Genomic DNA, 26,534 nt, shown 5'->3' with positions numbered 1-26,534 from the left:
AACTAAGCATGTTAACCTGCCAGATAACGTTCACAAGACGATATCCCAATTACATTGTGTTAAGTCTGGATGCTAAATGAAGTAAACTACCCCACCCTCACGGATAGGGCTTCTTGGCTCATTGACCATGATATATCCCCTCCACCCATAGTGTCGAATGTAACCCATCCCTGATGTCCTGTGTGGGAGGGTCAAGATGGCATAGATCTCTGCAAGCTTGACTTCGGTTCCATCCCCAGGTGGCCATCCTACGGCCATCACCGCACAATGGAGTTTGGCAGGCCACAATCGATTTACGCATTATCATTTAAAACCTCTCTTTAGGCTATTTACGGAGCCACCTCATATTGTTGCATGTTTAAGAAGCCTTTAACGTGAAATACACAACAAACCAGACCAGGGCCCATTCATCCCTCAAGACTGGGGTCTCCCACCCTCTTAACCCCCAAAGAAATAAACGAGGTATCTTTAACCCTCACAGAACCACTGGAGAAATTAGTTTATTGCCTCCGCCGTAATAGACGGTGAGATAATTAATGATCCGCTGGATATGGAAGCATGGGGGAAACTAATTATGACCTCAGCGCTCTGGGTAGGAGATACTATCAAGTCCTTGTCGGCAATGAAGTGAATCTTCAGAACGTTACTGGGTATGGTAACTCTAACTCCTAGGACGGTTGTGGATGCATTCTTGATGTAGAGAAATATCTCATTGTATTTCCCTGCTGGTATTCTTCCCGATACAAGTTGTGTTAGGTTGGATCCTAAGGTGTAAACAATGGTTTTGTTGGATACCGTAATCCACGATCCATTCACCTCATGTAGCATTATGGAGGTAATTGTTAAGGTGACGGACACGCCTGGAGCGTCCTCTGCATATATGGTTACGGGACCTGTGGTCAAAAATTGATATCCAAAATAGCCCACCACTATGAGTATCACTACCGCAACTCCTACTAACCACGCCTTCATAGAAAATGTTTGAAACCCATGATTAAAAAAGTTTGTCAGTACATGGGGTAAATTGGGGCTTTTACACACTTCTGACTCATCGTGATACGCTATGTCATGTGAAACTTGCTCCAAGACTGATGATTCTCGATCTATGGTCTGATAACCTTGATAAGCCACTAGACTTGTAAATTACATTAGATCAACAGTGCACTAAACTCTAGGAAAGTTATAACTTAACTTTGTCCTTACAGTTAGTTTTGTATCTAATCTATCATAATCCTCATAGAAGATCCATGTGAAATTTTCTTACAAACATTTAAATTAGGTTCCTCCCAAGAGATAATAATGCTGATCATCGAAGCCACGGGTGTGAAGGGAGGCGCTGGCAGATCCACTATTTCTGCACTTCTCGCCTTATCACTGGCAAAGAGGGGAGAGAACGTTGTCCTTCTCGACTTGGATCCTCTAGGATGGAGCTCCTACCTTATGGAGGTAAGAGGGGAGGGATTGATTCCATCGATTCAATCGGGCCACGAGGGAGATCTTTGGACTGACATAAAGGTGGAGAACCAGACAATTAGGGTAATTAAAATGTTGGGGAATGGTAGTAAGCTAGATGATGCCCTGTCCATGATTCTTAGCGATGCTAGGTTAAGAGGGGAATTCGAAGGAATAATGTCCTCCGCAATACAGGAGAGATTTGGGGTTATAGTTATTGATTCATCAATTCATATCAGAGAGGGAAGTAAAATTCTCCAAAACACCATAGCGGAGAGCATCAAGGTACCTACTCACATTAGAAAGATCTACGTAACTGACATGAACAGGCTTGATGTTGATAGTACCCTAAACGCCATAAAGGATGATAAGGATGAGATTCTAGGAACAGTTATCAATATGGTCCCGCCCATTCCCTCTTTCTTTGAGGTAGCAGAGACCTATGCTTACCTCTTTAAGGGAATAGTTGCTGTAGTGCCATTTATTGAGGCCCTTTTTAACGCCTCAAGTATTACGGTCTCTCTCATCCCTCCCCAAATTCAGGAGCTGGCAAGTAATGTGTTTAAACCAGTTCCAGATTTCATGTTAATAATGTGATGAGTAACCTCATGCTTATTTACTTGCACTGGCAGAGTCGGGTTATGAACCTCTGTGATAAGAAGGTATCCAAGATAGGATTTGGAACATGGAAGATCGGAGGGGGTTACTGGTCAGCTGACAGAACGAGGGACCCTCAGTGGATAGAGTTGCTTCGTTACGTCTACGATAGAGGAATCAATCTGTTTGATACCGCAGAAATGTATGGGGGAGGACACACTGAGGAACTGGTGGGGCAGGCACTGAAGGATTACGATGAGGAGGAGTTCACCATCATCACAAAGGTATGGAACAATCACCTATCCTACGATGACGTGATTAAGTCCGCCAAGGCTAGTTTGAGGAGGCTTAACGTTAAGTCAATTGACCTCTACCTGATTCACTGGCCTTCTCCCAGCGTACCCCTTAGGGAAACCATAAGGGCCATGGAAAAGCTGGTGGATGACGGGGTGGTGAGGTGTATTGGAGTGAGCAACTTTGACGTTACCCTAGTGCAAGAGGCAATGGAGGTTTCCTCCAGATACCAGATTGAGGCCAACGAAATAGAGTACAGTTACGTTCACAGGGAACCAGAGGCTCAGCTCATTCCCTTCCTTGAGAGGAATAACATCAAGGTCATAGCCTACTCCCCTCTGGGTAGGGGTGAAGTTTCAAGGGATGCCAGGCTGGCAGAGGTGGCAAAAAGGTATGGGGTAACCCCAATTCAGGTGGGTTTGAACTACGTTGCCAGAAGGGCCATACCCATCCCCAAGGCTTCCACAAAGGCACATGTGGATGAGCTAGCCAAGGTCTTGGAATGGGACCTGAAAGAGGAGGACTATCTCTATCTCTCCAAGTAGCTCATGAGCACCTAAATCCTCAGGGCGAAAGTTTTTATTTAACAAAGTAACTATTCTTTACGATGAATCGTAAATGGAATACGATGAATCGTAAATGGACAAATATGCTGGTGCTGTTCGGACCCGCGTGGCTGGTCATGATGGCAGATATGGACGCCTCCAGTACCATAGGGGCGGCTGAAACGGGGGCCGTGCTCAAGTATTCGCTGGTATGGTTCCTGTTACTGCTGACCATCCCGCTCTATTTCATCCAGGAGGTGTCAGGAAGGATTGGGATAGCCACGGAGAAGGGATTGGGGGAGATAATCAGGGAGAGATACTCAAGGAGGGTGTCCCTTCTGATGGCTTTACCCATGGCGTTAACCGACGTTCTCACGTACGCCGTGGAATACGCCGGGGCTGCAGTTGGGCTAGCTGTGTTCGGGATGCCCGTGATCGTGTCGGTTCCCCTGATCTTCACTGCACACCTGCTCTTGGTTCTGGGAAGGAAATATGAGCAGGCGGAGAGGGTTCTCCTTTTCATTTCCCCTCTTCTTTTCGTGGGATTTGCCCTGGTCCTCGTGGAGAGCGGAATAAAACCATACCCCCTGTTTCAGTTTTCCCTTTCACCCGGCTTCATTTTCCTGCTAGCAGCTAATGTGGGGGCAGTAGTGATGCCTTTCATGCTTTTCTTTCAGGCATCGGCCACGGCAATAAAGTATTCAGCAAGGAAGTTTGTGCCCAAGAACGTTGCAGTTAACAGGATCAGAATTGAAACTGCTGTGGGTGCGATCGCAACTGAACTTCTCATGGTTCTAGTGGAAATGAGTATGGCCGGGGCAGATCCAAGCACTAACTTTCTCTCCCCTCAGTCCATTTCTAGAACGCTGGATTCCTTTGCGGGTCCTCTATCTCCCATCTTTTTCGGGGTTGGACTGGTGGCTGCAGCATTCCTAGCCCTTGTAGTGATCTCTCTTGGTAGTGCGTGGGGAGTAGTGGAGGCGCTGGGGGTTAGAAGGGAGAAGACGTTTATTGTTTACCTCCTAGAGAGTGTTCCAGCGGCGTTGGCCATATCCCTTGTGCCCACACAGGAACTGGCCAGCACGGTGCTAAATCTCCTCGTTTTTCTTGTACTGGCCCTGGTTGGTCCCGGGATTATTCAAGGTATAATTTCATCAGACGAGAAGGTAATGGGAAATCTAAAAAACACAAGGATGCAATCCCTTCTTTACTGGGCTAGCCTCGCCTTTGTTCTCGTGTTCGGGTTCCTCGCAATACTTTAGAACGTGATTACTTCATAGCCCTGGTTCACGTACTTGGATAGGGTCTCACCCATGGGGGTTAGTCTTAGCCCCATCTGCAGTAGCGTATCCTTTATTCCCATGTTCTCCGCAACGCCCACACACGCTGAGTCAACACTTCCGTTCTTTAGCATTTCCTCAAACATGTTCTTAAGGTCACCCTGCAGGGTGGTTAATGCCTTCTGGCTTGGTCCGAAGAAAAGCAACTTCAGATCATCATATCTCTTGTTCTTGATGGAGTTATATGCCATTCTCAGAGCTAATCCCAGTTTCTCATCTCCTGACATTACAAGGAAAACTACTTTCATGGCAAAATTAATTAGTTTTAACACTATTTAACATCTTCCCAGGGAAGGAAAGGAGAAAGAATTATTAGGTTGTAAAGTTAGTTTATCTAATAAAGTGTTTTCCATGATAGGCCTTTTCGTATCACATGGATCTCCAACAATCCTAGTTGAGGATATACCCTGGAAGAAATTGATGAAGGAGATAGGGGAAAGAGTCAGAAGGGAAGTTAACCCTGAAACCGTGGTGGTGCTCAGCCCACACTTCATATCCTGGAACGGGAAACATCTCGTGGAGGTTCAGGAGAGGCTGGAATGCATACAGGACTATTATGGATTCCCGGACGAGCTCTACAAGTTCTGCTACTCTGCTGAGAACGATGTGGAATTGGCCAAGCGTATAGCCAGCGTGGGAAGGGAGGAGGGGATGGAACTGGAGGAAGACCAGTCCTGGGGACTGGATCACGGAGCCTGGATACCCCTGAGTTACATGTTCCCTGGGCTTAGAGTTGTGACCATCTCCATCACTGATGGAACGCCCGAGGAGCACTACAAGCTGGGGGAAGTTATAGCTAAAGCGTCCGCTGGGAAGAGAGTCCTGATCCTGGGGACTGGATCACCTACCCACAGACTGGACGGGTTATATCTTGGGGTTAAACCAAGACCATCCAAGTTTGATCAAGTCTTGATGGAACTGTTGAAGCAGGGGAAGTTTGACGAGATCATGGAATTGCCCAAGTCCAGGATATGGGTGGAGGCACAACCTGAGGGATTGCTTAACCCCCTGTATACCGTGCTTGGTTTCGTAAAGCCCAGGAGGGCAGAAATTCTGGGATATGACGTGCCCTGGGGAGGAGTAAGCATGCTCGCGACGAGGTTTGAGTGAGTTAGTGAGCGTTCTCCTTTTCCTTTTGAAATAATGTTCTGGACTCCAGATAGATCAGGAACTGGCCTCCCATGAGGAGAAATCCCAGCTCAGGTAGGAGAAGGAAAGAGATCAGTCCCACCATGGTTAGTATGGCTCCTACCTTGAGCGCTGGACGAGTTAAGGCGTTAGCTATCCTGTAAACCCCCACTGTTATTCCCAGTCCTCCCACTAGGAAAAGGACAAATCCTAGGTCAATTAGAACCACCGCAAGGGGGTTTTTTCCCAAAGCTGTAAGATTAAGTTTTGTCACGTTTAGCTCTACAATACCTATTCCTGACACAAGGAGAAGGAAACCAGGAAGGAGAAGGAAGGAGAGTAGCGATGAGCTCCTTAGCCTCTCGTCGAAGAGCCTTAATGCCACAGAATAGCTACCCGTCCCCATACCAAGGAAGACCACAGAGATTAACCCGAAAATGCTCTGGATTAAGGGGTTGATGGATGGCAGGGTAAGCAGTAGGAATAACACTCCGATCATGAGGTAGAGGGCACCATCCCTAAGCCTAGATATGGATTCCTCCCTGGATCTGTCCCTTCCGGTTTCCTCGACCTGAACTTGAGTAGGTATTCTTAGAGGATATCTGCATCTCTGACATATGGCAGTCCATGGAGGATTCTCATAACCGCATCTGGGACACTTGGTGGGGAAAAACTGGCTCAGTGGAGAGGGTCAGCGGATATCTGCATTTTTCACAGATGCTGGCCGTGTCGTCGTTCTCATAACCGCATCTGGGACACTTTTTCATAGATCAATCTACTCGGCATTTATTTTAAACACTCACCCGAACTGGTTACAAGCTGGATCAGTCAAACTTCAATGACCAGCCGTAATCCTTCATGACCACTTCATCCCTAAATGATGCCCAGTTGTAGAATTTCCTCAGCTTTCTACCAGTCCTCTTTTCAATAACCAGTTGTGTTAGCCCTTCCAGAAGGTTGGAGGCCGGCCACGACATCACGATGGCCATGGTCAGAGCTAGCCAGGGAAGGGGAGGGAGAAAGAATGAGAGGACCATGGGTGTAGCGATTAGAAGGAGAACCACGGTCAAACTTCTGTTAGCCTCCTTCCTGTTTGTTCTGAATCTCGGCTCGAATCTTAACACCCCAGTTCTCCTAAGTTCACTCATCCCCCTGAAAAGCTTCCATTCCCTGAAAAGCAAAAGAAGGAGAGATAGGGGAATCAGCATTAGGTAAAGTTCGGGGACGGTTAATGATCCAATTAACCCTCCAACAGCAACAAAGATGGAGGAAAATACTAGCTCCTTTCTCGTGACTAGGGACCTCTCCTCAGTATAGGAAGCATGCGACGTAGTGGTCACTGGAAACACCCGATAGATTGGGTTCCTTCTCCCTGCAAGATGCCATGGCGAATGGACATCTTGGGTAATACCTGCACCCTTTCCCGTTATAGGGTTCCATCTCTTCCTTTACCTTAATCGAGAATAGGCTCGTTCTCCCAGAGGGATCTGGAATCGGGACTGCTGAGATTAACGCCTGAGTGTAGGGATGGAGAGGTTTATCGAGAACAGCGTCGGTGGACCCATGTTCTATAACCTTTCCCTGATACATGACGTAAATCCTGTCTGCCACGTATCCCAGGGTGGAAATATCGTGGGTGATCATCATAATGCTGATCCCCCTCTCATCCCTGAGACGTTTGAAAATGTCCAGCACTCCAGCCCTTATGGACATGTCTAGCATTGATACTGGCTCGTCTGCAACTATGAATGATGGGTTCAGAACAAGGGCCCTAGCTATGGCAACCCTCTGGAGTTGCCCTCCTGACAGTTGATTGGGGAGGGATTTAGCGTATTCATCCTCTGGAGTGAGCCCCACATCCCTGAGAGTCTCCATGACTATTTTACTCTCCTCTTCCTTGTCCTTGGGAATATTGTGAACCCTTAGACCTTCTGCCACGATATCGTATACCTTGAGTCTGATATCCACAGCCTCATAGGGATTCTGATAGATGATCTGATTCTGCCTCCTGAATTCCTTTTCTTCTTTCCCCTTTAACTTGAACACGTTCTTCCCGTTCCACAACACCTCTCCTGAGAGAGGCTTCTGAAGGTTCAGGATCGTTCTACCAAGCGTGGTTTTCCCACTCCCCGACTCCCCAACTATTCCCACGATCTCCCTGTCCTTAACGCTTACGTTAACCCCATCCAGGGCCTTGACTACAATGTCCCTGGACTTGAAGTAAACCCTCAGATCTTTGCCCTCTATCATTTCTTGTTCACCGCGTGGCATGCTACGTAATGGAACCCCTCAACCTTGGAGAATTCAGGCTCCTTCTCACTGCAAACTGGCATGGCTAAGGGACATCTGGGGGCGAACCTGCAACCCTTGGGCGGGTTCTCCAGGTCAGGTGGAAATCCTGGGATGGCCACAAGTTTCTTCTGTTTCCTCACCCTAAGGTCCGGGATCGCCTTGATGAGAAGTTGCGTGTAGGGGTGTAGCGGGTTACTGAACACCTTCTCCACATCCCCAAACTCCACCAGCTTTCCGGCGTACATTATGGCAATGCTATCGCTCACGTTGGCAAGGAGGGATAGATCGTGCGTCACGAACATCATGCTGAACTTTCTTGACTCCTGAAGGGACTTCATGAGTTCAAGGATCTTGGCCTGTGTGATCACGTCCAGAGCTGTGGTCGCTTCGTCTGACACTATCATGGAGGGATTGAGGAGGAGGGCCATGGCTATGACTACCCTCTGTCTCTGTCCTCCGGAAAGCTCGTGGGGGAACATGTCCGCCTTCTCCTGAGGAACTCCTACGCTCTCAAGGGTCCTGAATATCCTTTCCATGGCCTCAGCCCTGGACACATCCTCGTGAGCCAGAATGGTTTCAAGCATCTGATCCTTTACCTTGTAAACCGGGTCTAGTACATCCATGGAGGCCTGAGGGATATAGGCTATGTCCTTCCAGACTATCTCTTTCCTGAAGGTCTTCAGGTCCATCTTCAGTAAGTCCTGTCCCTTGAACTTCACCTCTCCTCCCATAACTCTAGCGTTCCTTGGCATCACCCTGAATATGGTTGTGACAAGGGTTGATTTCCCGCACCCGGATTCCCCAGCCACGCCCAGTACCTTGGACCTATCCAGGAACAGGGAAACGTCGTCCACGGCCTTAACGTAACCCGTCTTGGTGGTGTAATAGGTCTTCAGGGAGTTGACCTCAAGGAGAGTGTCCGTGGATTCCTCAAAGATCACTTCACTCACCTCTCAACTTGTAGGGGCTGAGCACATCAAGCATGGCTGTCCCGAAATAGTAGAAGGCAGTGCTTAACAGTATTATCCCAATTCCAGGTGGAAGGACCCACCACCATGCAAATCCGTTTGCAAAGGACAGGTCGTTAGTCGCAAATCCAAGCATGTTACCCCAGGTTGGGAAGCCTATAATTCCCAGACCCAAGAAGTCCAGACCTGACTCTGCTAAGATTACACCTGGCACGTCATAAGCTAGCTGTGCAAATAGAATTCCCATCAAGTTAGGAACTATATGTCGGAACAGTATTCTAAGCTTTCCTTCTCCCAGAGCCCTGGAAGCCTCCACGAAGGTTCTACTCCTCAGGCTGAGAGTTTGTCCCCTAATTATCTTTGCCGTACCGGGCCATGACAGGAACGAGATTATTAGTAAAATGAGAACGGCCTTGTTAACGTTAACTATGACACCAGTGAGATCAAAAATTGAGATCAGCACGATCAGGAGAGGTAAACCAGGTATCAAGAGGAAGAAGTCGGTCAGCGCATTCAGGGTTAGGTCCGTGAAACCTCCCACGTAGCCAGCAAGGAGACCTATTATGAGACCTATTCCAATGATCAGGGCAGATGCTACGAGGGCTAGATACAGGTCAAATCTGGCTCCGTACACAAACTCCGAGAACACACTACCTCCGTTATCATCGGTTCCTAATCTTCCGTAAGCGTATCCAAGGGAGGTGTAGTGGGGATTTGAAAGGAGGAAAGTTTCAGGTGAATTCCCCGTGTTCTGAAGTGATATTACCAAGTAGTACATTCCTGGCCTAGGTAAAACAGCCCTGGGGAACTCCAGTGACGCTAGGGGCTGGTCCTGGAAGGGAAGAGAATTCACGTACGGAGAATTGCTTGGATTTATTGTTTGTGATGAGAACGTTATGGAGTTAGGTTTCCCCGGCGTTACGCTCACAGCGGGTGGTATGGGAACAGGTGACAGCTCCATGATATTGATGTTGTTCATGTATAGATTCACGTTGAAGTCGCTTGTCGCTGGTGGAAGCAAGATAAATGAAAGTATTACGTTGTAGGGAGAACTCCAGTTCCAGCGAATGGGGTAAGTCACGTTGACTTCCCCTCCAGCCGGTACAGTGATCTTCACAAAGGATGAGTTCACTGGTGTAACTCCAGAGGCACTGACTGGAGTTAGGGTTAGTCTAACGTCAGGGGGAAGATCGTGATATTGGGGGAAGATCGTGGCCCATGCGGGGACTGCATAGGGAGCTGCAACGAACTGTTGAGAGACCTGGTAGGGATTGTTATATGAAGTTAACACCGGAGCGAGAAGTGCTATAGCGGCGAAGAAAAGGATCACAACAATGGAGAATATGAACGTTTTCCTGCTCAACAGGTCCCTTATTACCTTGTTCACTCGTACTTCACCCTGGGGTCAATGAGTGGATAGATCAGGTCAAGTGCAAGAAGAATTATCACGGCAAACAGACTAATTATGTAAAAGTCTCCTCCCAGTAATGGCACGTCGAGATTCTCAGCTCCCCTCACCAGGAGTCTTCCTAGGCCTGGTATATTGAAGATATCCTCAATGAAAACCACTCCCGCAAATAGGAAAGCGATGTCTATTCCAACCCTTGTTACAACGGGTATTACTGCATTTCTGGTGATGTGCTTGTAAAGAATCTTTCTGTCATCTATTCCCCTTGCTCTCAGATAGTTCACAAAGTTGCTACCCATCAACTCGACGCCGTTATTCCTGAAGAGTATATTTCTTACACCGTAACTAATGACAGTGATGAAGAGAATGGGTAAAGTCAGGAACTTCAGAAGGTCCACCCAGTACGCTACGCCAACTAGGGTGTGACCATTGGAGGACGTTATTGCCTCAGCTAGGTTGGTTGGAAATATCCTGAGGTAGAATCCGAAGAAGTACAGAACTATCTCCCCAAGCCAGAAGGCAGGAATGAAGTAAGTCATTATGGATGTAAAACTCACTGCAACATCTCCTACCTTTCCCTGCCTTGATATGGAGTAAAGTCCCAGAACTATGGCGAGTATGGTGCTTAGAATAAGGCTTGGGATTACCAGAAGTGCCGTTACAGGAAACCTGGCTTCAATCAGGGATATGACAGGTTGCTGATAGCTCATGGAAATGCCCAGGTGGAAGGTTAACAGTGACTTCATATATACAAAAAACCTCTCATCAAGTGGAAGATTCAATCCGAACTGATTATCCAATGCCTGCACTAGTTCACTCCTAGGCAGACCCTTGTAAGTCAGAGGAACGTATAGTTCAGCAGGATTTACTCCGTAAATTGTGGGGAGTACCTGGAAAATTATAAAATTAAAGATAATTATTCCAAACAATAGGGCTATTCTCTCTGCTATTCTCTTCGTTAGGTACCTAAGAAGAGACATTACTAATCAGAAAAATATCCCCATCATTGTTAAAAAACTTTATGTTATTCCGTTCAAATTACTGTCTGAAATGTTAATACCTGAGGATGCTAAACTTTAAACAATTCAAGTTATTAGTGATATAGCCTTTATTTCTTGCAAATGGAATTTCAAACATTTGTACACTGTGGATTTACATTTCCAAATACATGCATAATACAACATTTTTAAAAAGAAATTATAATTTAATCTAAATGATACTTTTCTCGTTAATGCATAGAAAGAGGGACTAGTATGGAATAAATCTAAATAACTCGATGTGGGCTTAGTGAATCAAGCTAAATGAAACGTGAAAGCAGGAAGAAGGATAAGAAGCGGCCCACTAACGTTGTGTTGGTTGTTATGGCTATACTAATAATCGCTGTTGGTATTACACTTCTGGAATTGAGAACCAGCAGTTACTCCACGGTGATAATTGGAGGAGTAAGTGAGATCAATCAAATGATAGAGGTCTCCCCCAGCGTCGTGGCATTCGTGGGCTCTTCAGCAATTGGTAACCATAGTCAAGGAGTTGCGGGTCTCTTCTATGTCCAAAACCATACTTATGAATTTCTAAACGTCAGCCAATACTTTGCTAACGGATCAATTTACTCTATAAGTTACAATGGATCAGCATTTCTGCTGGGCGGGGCACGGTACGTTCCGCAAGGGAACACCTCGGTTCTGGAACCCACCTTAATTTTAATGAGCGAGGGGAAAGTGTACAATCTATCGGGTGAAATACCCAGTTTCTATACCCCAGGTCAAATATTCTCCGTTACCTGGCAGAAAAACTTCTGGCTGATCGGAGGATCTTCCCTGGTAATTGAGGGGAGCAGTACCTTTCAGGTACCTTTCCTGCTCAAGCTATCGAATAATTTAACAGATCTTACTGGAGATTATCCGTCAATTCTTTACAAACCTCTCAGTGTGGGCAGTGGGATCTTCACACTCTCGTCCAATGAGTCCCTGTCCTTCATAGGCGGATCACATTTATTTAATTACACCATTACTATTTTCAATGGAACTAACTTTACGGATAATTTTCAGGGTTTGGGAGCCGTTATTACATCTGCACCAACTCCCGCTGGATGGCTGTTTGGAGGCTTTAACTACTCCCTTAACAATACTCACATCACTTTGACCATGCTAGGAATTCTTAACCAGACAGGGATCCATTTTATTCTGTTAAAGTACCAGGTAGGCCTGGTAAATTCGGTGGGTTACGGAGACGGGAAATACATTGTTTCTCTAAGAATTCCAGTTGTCAACAACTTCTCAGGCATCGCATCGGAGGAAGGAGTAATATTGTGGGGATCATCCCTTCATATGCTATCACCCGTGTTCTCCAAGTTGAATACTAGCGTTAATTCAGTTCTGGGAGTCCCAGGCTACTTACTGGGCGGGGGTTACATTTCCTCATCTCAGGGCCGAGAGGGAGTAATCATAATAATTAAAACGTAAGTATTTATATTTTTATATGTATATTAAGGTATATTATGGGTTGTTTTCTTATCTTGATAGCAAAGGCAGTCTTTAGCAGACCAATATACTTCATACCAAAATACCTCATTATGTGTAATATTTACGTAGATAACCTTAGAACATAAGTAGAATCTTTTAATTCTATTAAAAGAACTTCACTAAGCTATTCGTCTACTATGAAAAAGTTTAAATCCAATGACCATTCTCACTTTAAATGGGAGAGATGTGTAATGAATAGATTATTTATTCTTGCAAGCCTAATCCTAGTATTTTCAATGATCATGGCAGTACCGGTTGAGGTTTCTAGCTTTGCCATTGCCAACTTTAACACCCCCGTTCTTACGCCTTCTCAGGCGATTTATAACGAGCCTTGGGTGGGAACAATAGAGTATACATATGCGTACACAACCCATACTGATGAGTTCAATGCCCTTCTCGACGGAAAGGTTGACTTCATCTCGCTTACGCACGTGTCGGAGATCAATGAGTTGAAGACCGCCCCATATAATCAGACTGCCTTTCTGGCCATAGCGCCACAGGAAAGCTTTGGACAGGTTGTATTCGCCTTCGGAAACAACCTCACCTCAAATATCTATTTTAGATATGCTATCAGCTCCCTGATCAATCCAGAGAACGTAACATCTTATGTGCTGGATAATGGAGTGTTTGGAGTCGACGAGCCCTACTTCGTTAACCCAGATCTGAGCGTATACAAGCAGTGGTTTAATCCGCAGGTCGAGTCCTACTATCAGCAATACGAGTCCTACAACCTGACCAGGGCAGTGATGTACTTAGAGATGGTACCAGGGATAACACACAAGAACGGACAATGGTACTACAACGGCCAACCCCTCAAGCTGACCTTCTACTACACCTTCCCACCAAACATACTAAAGAGGTTTGCATATCTGCTATCCGATTCTGCGGCAGCCATTAACCTATCAATAACTCCTGTGTCAGAAACCTTTGGCACCTTAATAACCCAAGCTACCACTCCACCATTCAACGACTTTAACTTGACCACATTTGGATGGATCAGTCTGGGACCGTTCCCCAATTCCTGGATGAACGGGATATACACTTCCCCTGGTAACGTGGGAGGTTTCTCCAATTCCACAATAGATCAAATGCTACAGAATGCCCTCAACGCACCGACCCTGTCTCAGGAGATTAACTACACTAAGCAGGCGGAATACCTCCTACAGCAGCAGCTTCCATATGTCATTTACACGTGGAGTAACGGAATTCAGGCCGTGTATTTGCCTGGATGGGCTAACTACATCTATCTATCCAGCGGAACTCCAACCTATGCCATAAATATTATGGATGTACATCCCACAAACCAAGCGTTGAATGGAACGTTCATCTTCTCCTCCATCTCCAGCGACCTACCCAGGCACATCAACATTTACGCCAGCATATCCCTTTACGCCTTCAACACGCTAGATGATATGTATGATTCTCTTGGTATCTCACCCCTCAATAATCCCACGCAGATACTGCCCTGGGTTGCCTCCTCCTGGACTGTACAGAAACCTGTAAACCTTACCCTTCCCAACGGTGATAAGATCGTGAACGGACAGGTGATCACGGTAAACCTTGTCCACAATGACACCTGGATAGATGGAGTTCCACTCACAGCCTATGACGTTAACTTCACGGTCTGGTACTATGACCTTCCGGGAATGATGGGAACCAATACCTTCGATGGCGTCACGCTGAATTACACCTACCTATCAAGCGAAGGCTTCATCAATACTGATCTATTCGGTACCATTCCGTCTCTCGTGTGGACTAACGTAACAGGCCCATATCAAATAGTGTTCTATCTCAACTCCTCATCCTACGTTAATGAGTACCTAGTCCTCACGGAGTACCCAATAATGCCTGCCCATGTACTGGCTCCCCTGAACGTAGTGACATTGTATCACTCAACCCTTGCACCTGAAATCTCATCTGGTCCCTACATGTTCTCGTCCTTCAATAGCGAGGCCAAGACAGTGACCGTGACCTATAACCCCTACTACTTCAGGATTAACCCGCTCATCTTCCTGCAGAATGTAACAGCTGGAACTCCCGTGAACTTCACCGCAAACTTCCAGTACTACACGTGGGACAACTCAACTTCCTCTCTGGTTGCCAACCCGGTTAACGGAACAGCGTACGTGTGGCTGAAGTACCTTAACGTCTCAGGTGAGAGTTACGGTAATGCAACTGCTCCTGTACAGATGAAGATGATCTCGCCCGGTAATTACGTGGGCACAATTAACACCACAGGCCTGAAGCCAGGAATTTATGAGATTGTAAGCAAGGTAACTTGGGATAATGGGGCGAGGGAGCTATATAAGTACGGCTCACTGAACGTCAGTGCTCCTCATGTGGTTACCCCTCCAACGACTCCACCTCCAACAACAACTACGACGACATCCTCCACAACCACTATAGCTGTTGTAGCAGGAGTAGTAGTGGTTATTGTAATAATCGCAGTCGTTGTAGCTATAGTTAGGAGAAGGTAGGTTGCTTAAAGACAATATAGTTTTTATTTTTCTATTTGTAATTTTCTATTTACAATTCTTATCTAGAAATTCCACGACTCTAACAACGGAGTCCACCAGGTTCTCCCTTTTCACGAAGCCGTGACCCTCGTTCTCATAAATCTTGTACTCCACCCTTTTTCCTAGCTCCTTCATCTTCTCAACTACCTGTACTGTCTCCTCAGCAGGACATCTGGGGTCGTTTTCCCCTGCCAGGAGGAGGAGAGGTGCCCTTATCCTGTCCACGAAAAATATGGGTGATCTCTCCCTGAGCAGTTCCTCATCATTACCTATCTTTACCTCGTCATATTGCCTCAGGACTTCCCTTTCCATCTTTTTTTCCGTGAACCAGTTAACGAATGGAACAACAGCGGCTGCAGCGCACCATCTCTCAGGGTACTTTGTCACGGCCATCATGGTCAGGTAACCTCCATAACTCGCCCCCGTCACTGCAACCCGAGGGACGTTCAGGAGATTTGCGGATTCCACAACGTCCACTAGATCACCTCCTCCCAGATCCCTGTCATTGAGGTGATTGAACCGCCTGCCCCTACCCGTGGAACCCCTGTAGTTTGGACAAATAACCTTGAATCCCTGGTCCACCAGCATCTGGATCTCGGCTGAGTAATTACTGAGACACTCGTAATCGGGACCCCCATGAACGTAGACGACACCTCTATCCTCTCCACCCCTCTGATATAGGAGGGCATCTATCTCCTCACCGAGGGAGTTGTATTTAACCAGGGTGGGCCTTGTGAATTCTCCCTTCACGTCCCTCATAGAGTCAGTCAACCTCTCCGTCACTGTGGAGTGCCTGTAAAGGTCGTAGGACCTTTCATATGACGAGTGAAGGAAATATAAATCCCTGTCCACCTTGATCTCAGCGACCACGCCCTCTCTAGTTAGGGGTTTCCCGTCCACCATGAGCAGGATATGACCCTTCACGTCCACAGAATACACCAGTTTATCTCTCCACATGAGGGCCCCATACTTGTCCTCCTTCCCTGTGACCAGCCAGGAGACCGTATGATCTCGCAGTGAGAATTTTCCCACGTCCAGGAAACCGTTGTGATTGCTCAGGAAAAGGAGGGAATCGCCCGTAAAGCATTGAGAGGAACTTGGATACTGCTCAGAATTGGGGTAGGATATTATCACCTCCTCACCTGTACTGGTATCCAGCAGGAACAGGTCGTTGTCGTAAATCCCTGAGGAATAGGCCACCCATCTTCCGCCGGGCGATACGCACACGTCAGATACGGGAAGATTACCCTTGCTGATCTTAGTTATCTGTCCCCCGTCATATAGGTAAAGGTGTATGGTCTCCCTGTCCCTGTTGGAGAGGAAATAGAATCTGTCCTCCTTAAGGAACACTGGCTCCATGTTGTCAAATCCGTCGGAAAGCAGGGGATGCGGTCCCTCGTCAACAAGGTAGATGGACCTGACCTCCGCCCCTCCCTGATCCGCAACCACCGCCAGCCTAGATCCAACCCAGTGAACCGTTTCCGGTTCCTCAATTTGCACCTCCCCGACATTGTGAATCACGACCTTTGGAGAATCCCTCAGGATCACATAGGCGATTCTCCCATCCTTTACATCAAAGTCCTGAACTGGGGTGTAGTTAAGGTAGGAAAGGTTCATGACTGTATATGCGTAACCCGGTAAATATTTCCTGTTCCTTAAACGGCTCGACCCGAACCCAGAATCGCTGATCTTAATTTCCAGTCGTCCTGACACCGTTAATCTAGGCAGGGGAGTGTCAACTTTCCTATGATAGGGTCAGCCCAGATAAACAGGTTTCAATCCCTCCCTCGAAGCCACTTCCTTCAGCCTCATGTCCCCGGTAAGAAACTGGGAGGAGCCGGAGTACCTTGCGGAGGAGATCTGCAGTGCATCTGCCTCGTATATGTGATATTTCTCCACCAGTTTCCAGCTCTCCCTCAGTACCGCGGGTTTAACCCCCACGACTATTAACACGTTCAGCTTTACAAGTCTCCTTACCTCAGTGAGAAACCTCCTTCTCGCTGTGAGATACTGCTCCTCTCCCAGTCTACCTAGGTTCCTGGCCTTATCCATCACGCCCAGAACTTCTCCCACATTCCAGAGGCTGAACGCCAGGGTTTGAGAGCCTGAATAAGCCCTGAGGAATACCTCCCTTACCCTATCGCTTCCAGGCTCCTCGATGTATCTCTTGACGATGGCGCTACTGTCGAGATATGTTACCCGATCTTCCATCCCTCATGACCCTGACCAGATCGCTCACGATTCCCTGCCTGGGCTTCACAGGTTCAAAGTCAATCTCGTAATCGGTGTAGTCCACCATTTCTGAGAAGAGGTCCTCATCTATTATGGACTCGTTGATGCTCTCCTCCAAAATCTGACTAACCTCCTTTCCCCGCTTCAAGGCATATCTCCTGAACCTGTCCCAAAGCTCCCTGTCCACGTATATACTGGTCTTGACCTTGGTCATTTTACCAATATACAGATTATACCTAATTAGGTAAAATACCTTTCCCCGGGAACTCTGCGTTAGGCTAACACCAGTCAAGCCTTGACCTTCTGGTCAGAGGGACCAGTGAAGCCGGTTAACCTAGTACATAAATCATTAATGAACACTAACTTTTAACTAAACTCTAGATCTGGAAGTATGCCCTGCGTCTTCGTTTTTAGGAGAGATCTTAGACTGGACGATAACACCTGTCTCTTGAGGGCGCTTCAGGAATGCGACGAGGTTATCCCGGTGTTCGTTCTTGATCCCAGGCAGATAGGGGACAATCCCTACAAGTCCAAGTTTGCTCTTGGGTTCATGGTGGACTCGCTCGAGGACCTTGACGGACAGCTGAGGAGGAGAGGGTCAAGACTTCACGTGCTGAGAGGATACCCTGAGAAGGTTTTACCCGAGCTGGGGGGTACCGTGTATTTCAACGAGGATTACACGCCGTTCAGTTTGACCAGGGATAACGCTATAAGGGAGGCGATGCAGGGAAGGGTTACATCCTGTGAGGACCTCCTGCTCACCACAAAGGATTTCTTCATCAGGAAGGGAAAGCCCTACTCCGTTTTCACCCACTTCTACAACGACGCGAAGAAGGTGGAGGTGAGGAAGCCTGTCACTAACGATAGGAAAAACTATGCTGAGGTGGATCTTCCAGGCGTGGAGGTTGTGGACCTGGAGGTGGAAAGGAGTATCCCAGGAGGAAGGACTGAGGGACTTAAGGTGTTGGAGAGGGCAGGAAAGGTGGACTACTCCCTCAGAAATTTTCCAGGAGTGGAGGGAACCACGAGGCTATCACCCTACCTCAAGTTTGGGGTGATCTCGCCCAGGGAGGCCTACTGGGCCGTGAACGAGGAGATCAGGAGACAGCTGTACTGGAGGGACTTCTACACCCTTCTGGCCTATTATAACCCACACGTATTTGGACATTCCTACAGGAGGGAGTATGACTGTATTACGTGGAAATGGAACGAGGCCCATCTCGAGGCGTGGAAACAGGGAAGAACTGGGTATCCCATAGTTGACGCTGGAATGAGGGAGCTTAACGGGACCGGGTTCATGCATAACAGGACAAGGATGATAACTGCCTCCTTCCTGGTGAAGGTTCTTCACGTGGACTGGAGGATAGGGGAGAGGTACTTTGCCACAAGGCTGGTGGACTATGATCCTGCAGTGAATAACGGTAACTGGCAGTGGGTGGCCTCCACTGGGGCAGATTATATGTTCAGGGTTTTCAATCCGTGGTTACAGCAGAGGAAGTTCGATCCAGACGCTAGATACATAAAGAGGTGGGTCCCAGAGCTGAGGGATCTTCCAGCCGAGACCATTCACGAGATTTACAGGTTTAAGGTTTCTGGCTACCCTTCTCCTATAGTGGATTATGCAGAAGAGGTGAGGAAAGCTAGAAGGATGTATGAGGACTCGGTTGCGATATGCGGTAAGAAGGGCCTTTTCTAGAACTAATGCCTGATCCTGAAGTTGGTAGTTCCTGCGCTTCACGTTCTAAAATCCCATGCGAGATGCGAACTAAGCTTGAGTAACCTCTTCCGGTCCAGCACTCACGCAAGGAGAGGCGAAGTTCCCAGGTGCGAAATTCACGATTAACCTTTAAATCCTGATGAAGATCCTACCATCTCTCCTTCCCTCCTTGAATTCGCGGAATGCCTCCCTAGCCTCGTCGAGGTTGAAGTACCTGTGAACCTTGACCTTGAGATTCCTTGCCAGTCTCAACAGCTCCAGGAATTCGCCCACGGTTCCCCTGTTTGTACCCATTATTGTGACATGTTTGGCGTAGAGTCTGTTAACGTCAAAACTAACCTTACCCCCTGTTAATCCGCCAAAGGTCACCACTTTGCCGTGATTTCCCACTAGCTTCAGGCCCAGTTCCCAGTACTTTTCCCCCAGGGAGTTTATCACTATGGAGCCCATCCTCCCGTCGGTGAGCCTTTTCACCTCCTCCTCTGCACTTGAGTAATCAACGATCTCATCTGCTCCCAGTTCCTTGACCCATGGTTTCGTGGATACCGCAATGACCCTTGCCCCCATTCTCTTCGCAAGCTGTACGGCAAACATTCCTGTGTTGCCTGAGGCGCCCAGTACCACCACGATGTCATCCACTCCCGCCTGGGCACTCCTCAACGCGTGAAAGGGTGTGAGAATGGCTATGGGAAGGCTGGAGAGAATTTCCTCAGGAAGATCGGAGTTAAACACGTTCCTTCCCGGTATCACCACCTCCTCGGCGTAACCTCCTTGGCTCTCGACCCCTATTCTCTTGCCATTTATACAGTAGGTTTGATCTCCCCGCATGCAGGAGGCGCAGGTACCGTCAAATAGCCTCGTGTAAACTGCAACCCTGTCTCCCACGGAAACGTGCGTTACCTTACTGCCCACCTCTTCAACCACACCGTAAAACTCAGAGCCCGGTACGTGAGGCACGGGTGACACGGGCAGGGTTTCCACAGCCATAAGGTCTACCGGGTTTATTGACGCAAGTTTAACCTTGAGTCTTACCTCGTCCTCCCTCATGGAAGAGGAAGGGATGTCCCTTATCTCTAGGTTCTCTATTCCTCTCTTCTCAAAGATTAGGGCTTTCACGATCTCAATGAGGAAAGATGTATTAAAAATCAGACGTCACCGCTAAAGAGACGCAGTCCGTCAAATAGAACCACTCTGTCCTTGAGCATCTTCCTGGTAATGGGATCGTTTAGTTCACCTTTCTCCTTCACCACAACGTCAAGTGATAGCTTGGTTCCCCTCTTCAGGGACAGTATTCTGGTTGCTTCTCTGGCTGGGTCATTCACTTCACTCAGGAAGACCATGATATCGTAGTCACTGGAGGGCCAATGATCTCCTCTGGCTCTGCTTCCAAACAGTACCAGAGTTACTTCTCCACTGTAAAGTTCAACGATCTTCTTTATTAGGTCCTGAAAGGCTGTGTCGTCTATCACGCTGAAAAATAAAACTAGAAGGATTTTAATAATTCTGTTCAGACCTGACTAAAGTGGTCGAGAAGTTCTGGTTCGATAGATCAGAGGAGTTTTTACAGGTAGCGGAGAGACTTTTTAACGAGGGATATTACTGGATGGTGTGTTTTAGCTCCCATCAATCGGTGGAGTTCCGGCTCAAAGGAATCCTTGTCAAGAACTTTGGTGAATATCCTTTCAGTCATGATCTTTCAAGATTACTTTCTGAGATTCAGGAGAAGTTAATGGTTCCCGTACCCGGCCCTGTGTTTAGGGATGGAGATTTCCTGACACCTCACTACACAATCTCAAGGTACTCTCAGATATCTAACTATGATAGGCGAAAAGCTGAGGAGTGCCTCTTCTCTGCAAGAAATTTGATCACTTTTTTGAAAGAGAAAGTGGAACCTCTTGGGATAGATTGAGGCATTTCTTTCAGAAGTCGTCAGGTCCCATAGAGACGGTTAGTGAGATACCCTGAAGGGCTAGGTTTTCCGTCCATATAACTATCCTGAGGTCACATTAACGGAGCGAGTATTTCCCGAAGAATTATGACAAGGTTTAATTATGGCCACATGAGATTTACCCCGTGTCTCTACTGCTCAAATTGAACAGGGCCACCTCCAGGGCCCTTGTTTTCCTCCTACTCCTTTCCATGAGGTTACTCTCGCTTCATCAGCTCATGTTCTTGGTTATACCCTTCCTGTTTGAGGCAGAGTCGGGTTCCTTTGTGTTAACAAACTTGGCCCTTATCCCTGTAGCCCTCCTTCTGCTTCTAGTCTCGGCCATTGTTTATCTTATCAGGAGGGTTAGAGGGATTGGCTCTAGGTGGTAGGTTAGATTCCTTAAACATGTAGTAAAAGAGCCCGGTCGATACGCTGTAGAGAGTTCCCGTGAAAACAAAGGGTACCCAGAGTACGCCAAGTGATAAAAAGTATCCACCTAGGGTAGGTCCCACGGAACGAGGTATTGAGTCCATGAGCTGGATAAGTGTCTGGGCTCTTCCCCTCTCTTCTCTCGGAACCAATTGCAGAACCAGACTGGAGAAGAGAGGAGAGGTCATGTTCATGGACACATTTCTCATTACGTAGAGGATGGAGGCCAAGAGAAACGTTGGTGAGAACGGAATGAGGAAGAGGAGAGCTATTGCCAAAACGTGTGTGTAAACTATTGCCCTCACCTTTCCTAGCTTTTCCCCTAGCTTAGGGGCGACCAGAGTTCCGAGGGAGAGGGAGAGCTGAGATGTCACGAACAGGGGAGTTAGCAGGAGCCTAGATACGTTAAATGCCAGGGAGAACCAGAGGGATATTAAGGGGAGAAGGGCTCCTGCGCCAAGACCAATGAGGGAATCCACAGCAAACTTGCCCACCACCCCTGCAGATTTCAATCCTAGGGATATCTTCCTTGTCTCGTATCTTTCCTCGACACCTGCCACAAGGACCAGGGATACAATCAGTGTTGCCATCTCCAGAACGTACAGGGTCCTGAACTGGAGTAATCCTCCCATCAGGTTTCCCGCCACAACGAAAAGCTGTGATATTGAAGTTTGAAGACTGAGGGATTTCTCCAGGTTTCTGCTCTTGTCCGCGAGAAAGGAGGTGGTGAGGCTTCCTCCGAACTGATTCACTACCAGGTAACCATAGGGAACTCTTAGTACCCCGAAAACGAAAATTCCCAGGATGGACAGGACCCTGTTGATCATGATGAACTTTTTCCTTCCATAGGCGTCAGCTAGTATGGAGACCAGAACTGAAATCCCGGAACCTGTGATTATCCCCACTCCCAAGATGGTTCCAATGAACAGCGGATCATAACCTAAGCTTCTCAGGTACAATGAGGTGGCTAGGGAGTTGGCGCCCCAAAGAATGCCTAGAGACGAGGTGGACAGGATCAGGAATAGCTCTTCCCTATTCATTTTGCCCCTGCTTCATCAGTTTGTACGCCAGTTCCACATATTTCCCTGGATTCATTATTCCCCGGGGATCCACTAGGTCCTTTATCCCCTTCATTATCTCCAGTACCTTTACACCGCTATGCCTCTGAATCTGAAGACCCATCAACCTGGCCTTCTGGAGCCCAATTCCGTGCTCCCCCGAGACTGATCCACCCAAATCTATGGCTATCTTTCCCACTTCCTCAAACAGTTCATCTGCCATTCTCCTGTCCTTGAGAAGTATATTGGGATGCAAGTTCCCATCACCTATATGGGCAATAACTGGCATCTTCACCTGATACTTCTCCTCCAGTTCCTTCAGTCTCCTGACTGCCTCAACCAGTTTGGAGACAGGAACCACAATGTCTTCCACATACATCTCCTTCGCCATGGCCTTGAGCGCAATGGCTGACTGTGCCCTGAGAGAGTAAATTCTTTCCCACTCCTCATCGCTTAGAATCGAGGTCTCCCCGTGCCATTTCCCCAAGATCTCCCTCATCTTCTCTAGGTCGTGCTCCTCCACCCTCAGTATGAGGAGGCCGCCCCTGGATTCCCGCAGTCCTGCACTAAGCTGTGTGTTGAGGGCAACTATAACCTCATTATCTATGTACTCTGCGATCTCAGGTAGGATCCCTGCCCTTCTCATGTCCTGAATAACTCCAGCCGTTGAATCCAGATCTGGCATGAATGAGAGCAGGGAGATCATCTTCTCCTTGGGAAGGGGGATAATCCTGAACCAGATCTCGGTCACTACTCCCAATGTTCCCTCACTCCCCGTGAAGAGGTGAACAAGATCGTAGCCAGCCCTATTCTTCCTGAAGGGTTCGCCAACCTGAACTACTTCTCCCGTTGGAAGGACCACCCTCAGGGAGAGTACCCAGTCCCTGAAGGTTCCATACTTTACCCCTCTCATCCCCCCGGAGGAATTGGCCACCGCGCCTCCCACAGAACAGAGGAAGAACGAGGCAGGGTCCGGAGGGAGGAAGAACCCCCTCTCCATCAACTTCCTGTTGAGGAACTCCAGGTTCACTCCAGGCTGAACTCTTACGAACCAGTCAACGTCGTTGATCTCAAGGATGCTGGACATATGTCTCATGTCCAGCAGTATACATCCTTCGCATGATACTGCTCCCGTAAGGCTGGTCCCAGCACCCCAGGGGACTATGGGTAACCCGTTCTCGTAAGCGTAACGAACAACCTTCACCACTTCCTCCTCGCTTCTTGGGTACACCACAACCCGGGGATTAACCCTGAAATTGACGAAATCTTCCCTGGTCTCCACGGAGGTTTCAAGACCTAAGTCCTTCAGGCTTTCCATAACAGAAATTGCAGGGGATGTTAATAACCTTCTCTCTGGTCTCACTTGAGCTTGGTTCCGCACGAGGAGCAGAACTTGGCAGAAGGTGGGTTAGGAGAGCCACACTGGGGACATTTCACCTGTTGCAGTGAAGCTCCACAACTGGGGCAGAACCTAGCTGAGGGAGGGACGGGCTCCCCACAGCTCCAGCATTTCTGTGAGGCCTGCGTCCCTTGACTCGGCTGGAGTTGATTTACGTTGTTTCCTGTCTGGGGAGATGGAGGAGTGGTCTGAGTCTGGGAAAAGGGTGCCTGAGGCCTGCTCACAGGAACCTGTCCGTAAGGTGCCTGCGGGTAAGCTGGAGGTGGATAGGCTGGAGGAGCCTGCATCACCAGCATGGTAATCATGTTAAGTATTTGCTCCTCCTGAGAGTACTGCTTGTACATCTCGTAAGCGTCAAGACCTCCTCCAGCTACCGTAAGAAGACTGCTATGTAACACGTCATCTGCTATGAACGCTGTAGCCCCAGCGGTTATAAGGTCCTGCATCAGGTTCGCCATCCCAGTCTCCACAATTACCATACCCTGTCCTTGACACAATCTAATCGTATACGCCTTATTGCTATCAGTTAGGTATCCAAGCAGTGACTTATGCTGTGCCTGAATAATCGCTAAGTTGTAACCTACCATGGGGAAGGTTTGGAAGCCCTGTCCCATGAGGAAAGTGGCAACTTCTTGCGCAATATACTGTAGATTGATTGGGTACTGAGTGGGAATTATCTGCTGTTTTCCTCCTAGACCGGTGGATTGCTCACATGCCAAAATTGATGCGAAATTGGATCCTTGATTAGGACCATATGGCCCAGGGCTATAGGGGCCTCCAGGATAACCCTGATAGGGACCGGAAGGTTGACCATAGTATGGATATCCCATCTCATTTTTAATGGAAGCTAGAACCATAAAAGCATTCCTTACAAGGGATAATCCCGTTGGGAGGAGACTGCAATGAAGGGTCTGAAAATTATACTCATTTACTAAAATCATTTAAAATTGAAGTTCCTAAAATTCTCATGAAGTATCTGCTAACGGGTCTGGGCTTTATCTCCACTCACGTAGCTCTTTACCTTGGAGAAGCTGGAGAAGAGGTGACGATTACCTACAAGAGTTTGAACCCTGTGAAGGAAGAATATCTTTCCCTCTTCAAGGGAAAGGTAAAGGCCGTGAACGTGGATCCACTTTCAGAGGAGATGACCAAGCTGATCGCCCAGCACGACGTTGTGGCCAATTTCATAGGTGAAATTTCAGGTGATGAGGATAGGCTCAGGTTTGCCAACGTGGAGATTCCCAGGAAATTGGCCAAAGACGCGTTCGATCAGGGAAAAACATTCATTCACCTGAGCGGGGCCACCTCAACTGGGGAGACCGGTATTAACGTGAAGGAGGAAAAGGAGCACTGCAAGGACTCAAGGGCTACAACCCCCTTTGAGAAGTCTAAGTGCGATGGGGAAAGGGAAATTATGAGGCTTGCCCTGGAGAGGGACGGTCACCTGGCAATACTGAGGCCAACACTGGTTTACGGAAGGTACTCAGCCCACATACAGTTCGTGACCATGTACAAGCTGGTCAAGACCAGAATCGTACCGGAGCTGGGACTGAGGATGGCAACTATAAACGCCTGGACTCTGGGAAGGGCGGTTCAAACACTTGGAAAGAAGTCTCCCAAAGGGCTGTATCTGTACGCCAGTGAGTGCGGGAGTGTTCCTGTCTCTAGATTCTTCGAACTCATGAGCCAAGAGACCGGAGGGGGTATCAAATTACCTGTTCCCACATGGTTGGCCAAGTCCGTTCTTCCCAAGGATATAAGGAATCTTTTGAGGTATTCGGGAACCACGTATGATTGCTCCGCCTTCAAGGAGGTTGTGGGAGAGCTAAAATTTGATGAGGAAGAGGTTAGGGCTAACGCTAGGTTTCTTAACTACCTTGAGAAGAAGGGAAAGTTAATCCCAACGTGAGTCATGTGATGTGGAGCTAGTATTTTCTCACCATCAGAGTGGCTAGTAATTCCGTGTATGGTATAACCAGTAGATTGAGAAGGGGAACGAGGGAGAGGATACCTCCCAACAGCAGAACAAGGGATGAGATTCCATCCTTAGAAAATGCTGAGGAATACCAGTTGAGGGATTGTCCCAGTCCAGGCCTGACGCCAGAAACAATTCCAGATGCAACTATGTACACCAGAACAAGGAAGAGGCCTTCAATAAGGAAAGAGCCCGGGATCCTCAACGCTGAGAGAACTCCGAAAATTAATCCCGTGATCAGGGCAGTTGGTAGGAATTTCTCCCTAGAATATTGGGAGCTTTGCCATGCCAGTCCCAGGTCGGGAATATTTCCATTGACGACGCTACCTGCCTCATACGCCTCCACTAGAATGAGGAAGGAGATGATTATTCCCGAGATGAAGCCTATCACAAAACCTATGGCATCCACAACGCCAAATGAGAAGCCCGCCAAGGCCAGAGCTCCTCCTATGGCTCCTATGGCGAATCCAACTATCAAGGAGATTATCAAGGCTATTATTGCAGGTATTATCATTCCCAGATTCTTCACGAAAAAGTCAAAGGCCTGAAGGTAGAGGGGCCTGTAGTTATACGTGGGCCATCCCCCGTAACCCATGAACCATCCACGCAAGTAATTAGGGAAGCTAACCATATACATTCATGTCGTGGTTTTTTAATAAAGTTGATCAGAAACCCCTGTTTCAGGAAATGAATAATACTGGTCCAGATGGATAGCTCAGGGTATTAGACGGA

At 47.8% G+C, this 26,534-nt stretch carries 29 protein-coding genes; 10 read left to right on the top strand and 19 right to left on the bottom strand.

Annotation, left to right across the window (positions count from 1 at the left end):
• Positions 1-72: 72 nt before the first annotated feature.
• The gene (locus tag L3N51_RS06640; protein ID WP_238026240.1) at positions 73-288 is read right to left on the bottom strand and encodes a hypothetical protein; all 216 of its coding nucleotides are present in this window, start codon (positions 286-288) and stop codon (positions 73-75) included.
• A 207-nt stretch (positions 289-495) separates the two neighbouring features.
• Positions 496-972 carry a DUF4382 domain-containing protein gene (locus L3N51_RS06635; protein ID WP_238026239.1) on the bottom strand — a complete coding sequence of 159 codons (477 nt, stop codon included), beginning with the start codon at positions 970-972 and terminating at the stop codon, positions 496-498.
• A 327-nt stretch (positions 973-1,299) separates the two neighbouring features.
• On the opposite strand from L3N51_RS06635, the gene L3N51_RS06630 reads away from it, so the two are divergent.
• The 3 genes from L3N51_RS06630 to L3N51_RS06620 all read left to right on the top strand — a co-directional run bounded on the left by L3N51_RS06630 (position 1,300) and on the right by L3N51_RS06620 (position 4,150).
• Complete coding sequence (locus L3N51_RS06630) at positions 1,300-2,049, top strand: ParA family protein (protein ID WP_238026238.1); 750 nt, start codon at positions 1,300-1,302, stop codon at positions 2,047-2,049.
• Between the two features lie 44 nt (positions 2,050-2,093).
• A complete protein-coding gene (locus L3N51_RS06625; RefSeq protein ID WP_238026237.1) occupies positions 2,094-2,888 on the top strand; it encodes an aldo/keto reductase in 795 nt (264 codons plus the stop codon).
• 62 nt (positions 2,889-2,950) lie between these two features.
• Entirely contained in the window at positions 2,951-4,150 is a 1,200-nt protein-coding gene (locus tag L3N51_RS06620; protein WP_238026236.1) for an NRAMP family divalent metal transporter, read from the top strand.
• On the opposite strand, the gene L3N51_RS06615 is transcribed toward L3N51_RS06620, so the two are convergent.
• On the bottom strand, positions 4,147-4,476 hold the full coding sequence (locus L3N51_RS06615; RefSeq protein WP_238026235.1) for a DsrE family protein: 330 nt from the start codon (positions 4,474-4,476) through the stop codon (positions 4,147-4,149). The genes L3N51_RS06620 and L3N51_RS06615 overlap by 4 nt on opposite strands.
• A gap of 103 nt (positions 4,477-4,579) precedes the next feature.
• Between L3N51_RS06615 and L3N51_RS06610 the strand changes: the two genes are divergently transcribed.
• Positions 4,580-5,338, top strand: a complete 759-nt coding sequence (locus L3N51_RS06610) for a dioxygenase family protein (RefSeq protein ID WP_238026234.1) — start codon at positions 4,580-4,582, stop codon at positions 5,336-5,338.
• A gap of 1 nt (position 5,339) precedes the next feature.
• Here the strand turns inward: L3N51_RS06610 and L3N51_RS06605 are convergent, their stop codons facing one another.
• The 7 genes from L3N51_RS06605 to L3N51_RS06580 all read right to left on the bottom strand — a co-directional run bounded on the left by L3N51_RS06605 (position 5,340) and on the right by L3N51_RS06580 (position 11,004).
• Positions 5,340-5,855 (bottom strand): hypothetical protein, encoded by a 516-nt coding sequence (locus tag L3N51_RS06605; protein WP_238026232.1) that lies wholly within the window; start codon positions 5,853-5,855, stop codon positions 5,340-5,342.
• 139 nt (positions 5,856-5,994) lie between these two features.
• Positions 5,995-6,123: a zinc-ribbon domain-containing protein gene (locus L3N51_RS12755; RefSeq protein ID WP_428846157.1), complete on the bottom strand. Its 129-nt coding sequence runs from the start codon at positions 6,121-6,123 to the stop codon at positions 5,995-5,997.
• A gap of 57 nt (positions 6,124-6,180) precedes the next feature.
• The gene (locus tag L3N51_RS06600; protein WP_238026231.1) at positions 6,181-6,696 is read right to left on the bottom strand and encodes a hypothetical protein; all 516 of its coding nucleotides are present in this window, start codon (positions 6,694-6,696) and stop codon (positions 6,181-6,183) included.
• Complete coding sequence (locus L3N51_RS06595; RefSeq protein WP_238026230.1) at positions 6,665-7,606, bottom strand: ABC transporter ATP-binding protein; 942 nt, start codon at positions 7,604-7,606, stop codon at positions 6,665-6,667. The genes L3N51_RS06600 and L3N51_RS06595 overlap by 32 nt, the downstream gene beginning before the upstream one ends.
• Positions 7,603-8,589: an ABC transporter ATP-binding protein gene (locus tag L3N51_RS06590; protein ID WP_238026229.1), complete on the bottom strand. Its 987-nt coding sequence runs from the start codon at positions 8,587-8,589 to the stop codon at positions 7,603-7,605. The genes L3N51_RS06595 and L3N51_RS06590 overlap by 4 nt, the downstream gene beginning before the upstream one ends.
• A 1-nt stretch (position 8,590) precedes the next feature.
• Entirely contained in the window at positions 8,591-10,003 is a 1,413-nt protein-coding gene (locus tag L3N51_RS06585; protein ID WP_238026228.1) for an ABC transporter permease, read from the bottom strand.
• Positions 10,000-11,004 (bottom strand): ABC transporter permease, encoded by a 1,005-nt coding sequence (locus L3N51_RS06580; RefSeq protein ID WP_238026227.1) that lies wholly within the window; start codon positions 11,002-11,004, stop codon positions 10,000-10,002. Before L3N51_RS06580 ends, L3N51_RS06585 begins: the two co-directional genes overlap by 4 nt.
• 321 nt (positions 11,005-11,325) lie before the next feature.
• Here L3N51_RS06580 and L3N51_RS06575 point away from each other — a divergent pair, with 321 nt between their 5' ends.
• Together L3N51_RS06575 and L3N51_RS06570 are read left to right on the top strand one after the other, a co-directional pair.
• Entirely contained in the window at positions 11,326-12,486 is a 1,161-nt protein-coding gene (locus L3N51_RS06575; RefSeq protein ID WP_238026226.1) for a hypothetical protein, read from the top strand.
• Positions 12,487-12,737: 251 nt separating this feature from the next.
• Entirely contained in the window at positions 12,738-15,023 is a 2,286-nt protein-coding gene (locus tag L3N51_RS06570; protein ID WP_238026225.1) for an ABC transporter substrate-binding protein, read from the top strand.
• Between the two features lie 45 nt (positions 15,024-15,068).
• Here the strand turns inward: L3N51_RS06570 and L3N51_RS06565 are convergent, their stop codons facing one another.
• From L3N51_RS06565 to L3N51_RS06555, 3 genes are all read right to left on the bottom strand, one after another.
• Positions 15,069-16,679, bottom strand: a complete 1,611-nt coding sequence (locus L3N51_RS06565; RefSeq protein ID WP_238026224.1) for an alpha/beta hydrolase family protein — start codon at positions 16,677-16,679, stop codon at positions 15,069-15,071.
• Between the two features lie 138 nt (positions 16,680-16,817).
• Positions 16,818-17,273, bottom strand: coding sequence for a type II toxin-antitoxin system VapC family toxin (locus tag L3N51_RS06560; RefSeq protein ID WP_238026223.1), 456 nt, complete (start codon positions 17,271-17,273; stop codon positions 16,818-16,820).
• A complete protein-coding gene (locus L3N51_RS06555; RefSeq protein ID WP_238026222.1) occupies positions 17,242-17,586 on the bottom strand; it encodes a hypothetical protein in 345 nt (114 codons plus the stop codon). Before L3N51_RS06555 ends, L3N51_RS06560 begins: the two co-directional genes overlap by 32 nt.
• A gap of 99 nt (positions 17,587-17,685) precedes the next feature.
• Between L3N51_RS06555 and L3N51_RS06550 the strand changes: the two genes are divergently transcribed.
• A complete protein-coding gene (locus L3N51_RS06550; RefSeq protein ID WP_238026221.1) occupies positions 17,686-18,990 on the top strand; it encodes a cryptochrome/photolyase family protein in 1,305 nt (434 codons plus the stop codon).
• Positions 18,991-19,140: 150 nt separating this feature from the next.
• Here the strand turns inward: L3N51_RS06550 and L3N51_RS06545 are convergent, their stop codons facing one another.
• Together L3N51_RS06545 and L3N51_RS06540 are read right to left on the bottom strand one after the other, a co-directional pair.
• Positions 19,141-20,127, bottom strand: a complete 987-nt coding sequence (locus L3N51_RS06545) for an alcohol dehydrogenase catalytic domain-containing protein (RefSeq protein WP_238026220.1) — start codon at positions 20,125-20,127, stop codon at positions 19,141-19,143.
• 29 nt (positions 20,128-20,156) lie between these two features.
• A complete protein-coding gene (locus L3N51_RS06540) occupies positions 20,157-20,480 on the bottom strand; it encodes a nucleotidyltransferase domain-containing protein (protein ID WP_238026219.1) in 324 nt (107 codons plus the stop codon).
• 53 nt (positions 20,481-20,533) lie between these two features.
• On the opposite strand from L3N51_RS06540, the gene L3N51_RS06535 reads away from it, so the two are divergent.
• Together L3N51_RS06535 and L3N51_RS06530 are read left to right on the top strand one after the other, a co-directional pair.
• On the top strand, positions 20,534-20,920 hold the full coding sequence (locus L3N51_RS06535; protein ID WP_238026217.1) for a HEPN domain-containing protein: 387 nt from the start codon (positions 20,534-20,536) through the stop codon (positions 20,918-20,920).
• 164 nt (positions 20,921-21,084) lie between these two features.
• A complete protein-coding gene (locus L3N51_RS06530; RefSeq protein WP_238026215.1) occupies positions 21,085-21,330 on the top strand; it encodes a hypothetical protein in 246 nt (81 codons plus the stop codon).
• Here the strand turns inward: L3N51_RS06530 and L3N51_RS06525 are convergent.
• Genes L3N51_RS06525 through L3N51_RS06515 form a run of 3 tightly spaced genes read right to left on the bottom strand, consistent with a single transcriptional unit; the run spans position 21,271 to position 24,657 of the window.
• Positions 21,271-22,410 (bottom strand): MFS transporter, encoded by a 1,140-nt coding sequence (locus L3N51_RS06525; RefSeq protein ID WP_238026214.1) that lies wholly within the window; start codon positions 22,408-22,410, stop codon positions 21,271-21,273. The genes L3N51_RS06530 and L3N51_RS06525 overlap by 60 nt on opposite strands.
• Positions 22,403-23,746: an FAD-binding oxidoreductase gene (locus tag L3N51_RS06520; protein WP_238026213.1), complete on the bottom strand. Its 1,344-nt coding sequence runs from the start codon at positions 23,744-23,746 to the stop codon at positions 22,403-22,405. Before L3N51_RS06520 ends, L3N51_RS06525 begins: the two co-directional genes overlap by 8 nt.
• A gap of 41 nt (positions 23,747-23,787) precedes the next feature.
• Entirely contained in the window at positions 23,788-24,657 is an 870-nt protein-coding gene (locus tag L3N51_RS06515; protein ID WP_238026211.1) for a zinc ribbon domain-containing protein, read from the bottom strand.
• A 137-nt stretch (positions 24,658-24,794) separates the two neighbouring features.
• Here L3N51_RS06515 and L3N51_RS06510 point away from each other — a divergent pair, with 137 nt between their 5' ends.
• Complete coding sequence (locus L3N51_RS06510; protein WP_238026209.1) at positions 24,795-25,736, top strand: NAD-dependent epimerase/dehydratase family protein; 942 nt, start codon at positions 24,795-24,797, stop codon at positions 25,734-25,736.
• A gap of 16 nt (positions 25,737-25,752) precedes the next feature.
• Here the strand turns inward: L3N51_RS06510 and L3N51_RS06505 are convergent, their stop codons facing one another.
• Complete coding sequence (locus L3N51_RS06505) at positions 25,753-26,433, bottom strand: hypothetical protein (protein WP_238026207.1); 681 nt, start codon at positions 26,431-26,433, stop codon at positions 25,753-25,755.
• Between the last annotated feature and the right edge of the window lie 101 nt (positions 26,434-26,534).

This window comes from Metallosphaera javensis (ex Hofmann et al. 2022) (assembly GCF_022064045.1).
Lineage (GTDB): Archaea > Thermoproteota > Thermoprotei_A > Sulfolobales > Sulfolobaceae > Metallosphaera > Metallosphaera javensis.
Note: the sequence above shows the minus strand (reverse complement) of the source record. Positions and strands in the feature narration are given on the sequence as shown.

Bases quoted from the DNA above. Each gene is read 5' to 3' on its own strand.
- L3N51_RS06635 (WP_238026239.1), bottom strand. From the start codon at position 972: ATGAAGGCGTGGTTAGTAGGAGTTGCGGTAGTGATACTCATAGTGGTG.
- L3N51_RS06630 (WP_238026238.1), top strand. From the start codon at position 1,300: ATGCTGATCATCGAAGCCACGGGTGTGAAGGGAGGCGCTGGCAGATCC.
- L3N51_RS06625 (WP_238026237.1), top strand. From the start codon at position 2,094: ATGAACCTCTGTGATAAGAAGGTATCCAAGATAGGATTTGGAACATGG.
- L3N51_RS06620 (WP_238026236.1), top strand. From the start codon at position 2,951: ATGAATCGTAAATGGAATACGATGAATCGTAAATGGACAAATATGCTG.
- L3N51_RS06615 (WP_238026235.1), bottom strand. From the start codon at position 4,476: ATGAAAGTAGTTTTCCTTGTAATGTCAGGAGATGAGAAACTGGGATTA.
- L3N51_RS06610 (WP_238026234.1), top strand. From the start codon at position 4,580: ATGATAGGCCTTTTCGTATCACATGGATCTCCAACAATCCTAGTTGAG.
- L3N51_RS06605 (WP_238026232.1), bottom strand. From the start codon at position 5,855: ATGATCGGAGTGTTATTCCTACTGCTTACCCTGCCATCCATCAACCCC.
- L3N51_RS12755 (WP_428846157.1), bottom strand. From the start codon at position 6,123: ATGAAAAAGTGTCCCAGATGCGGTTATGAGAACGACGACACGGCCAGC.
- L3N51_RS06595 (WP_238026230.1), bottom strand. From the start codon at position 7,606: ATGATAGAGGGCAAAGATCTGAGGGTTTACTTCAAGTCCAGGGACATT.
- L3N51_RS06580 (WP_238026227.1), bottom strand. From the start codon at position 11,004: ATGTCTCTTCTTAGGTACCTAACGAAGAGAATAGCAGAGAGAATAGCC.
- L3N51_RS06575 (WP_238026226.1), top strand. From the start codon at position 11,326: ATGAAACGTGAAAGCAGGAAGAAGGATAAGAAGCGGCCCACTAACGTT.
- L3N51_RS06570 (WP_238026225.1), top strand. From the start codon at position 12,738: ATGAATAGATTATTTATTCTTGCAAGCCTAATCCTAGTATTTTCAATG.
- L3N51_RS06565 (WP_238026224.1), bottom strand. From the start codon at position 16,679: ATGAACCTTTCCTACCTTAACTACACCCCAGTTCAGGACTTTGATGTA.
- L3N51_RS06560 (WP_238026223.1), bottom strand. From the start codon at position 17,273: ATGGAAGATCGGGTAACATATCTCGACAGTAGCGCCATCGTCAAGAGA.
- L3N51_RS06550 (WP_238026221.1), top strand. From the start codon at position 17,686: ATGCCCTGCGTCTTCGTTTTTAGGAGAGATCTTAGACTGGACGATAAC.
- L3N51_RS06525 (WP_238026214.1), bottom strand. From the start codon at position 22,410: ATGAATAGGGAAGAGCTATTCCTGATCCTGTCCACCTCGTCTCTAGGC.
- L3N51_RS06520 (WP_238026213.1), bottom strand. From the start codon at position 23,746: ATGGAAAGCCTGAAGGACTTAGGTCTTGAAACCTCCGTGGAGACCAGG.
- L3N51_RS06515 (WP_238026211.1), bottom strand. From the start codon at position 24,657: ATGGGATATCCATACTATGGTCAACCTTCCGGTCCCTATCAGGGTTAT.
- L3N51_RS06510 (WP_238026209.1), top strand. From the start codon at position 24,795: ATGAAGTATCTGCTAACGGGTCTGGGCTTTATCTCCACTCACGTAGCT.
- L3N51_RS06505 (WP_238026207.1), bottom strand. From the start codon at position 26,433: ATGGTTAGCTTCCCTAATTACTTGCGTGGATGGTTCATGGGTTACGGG.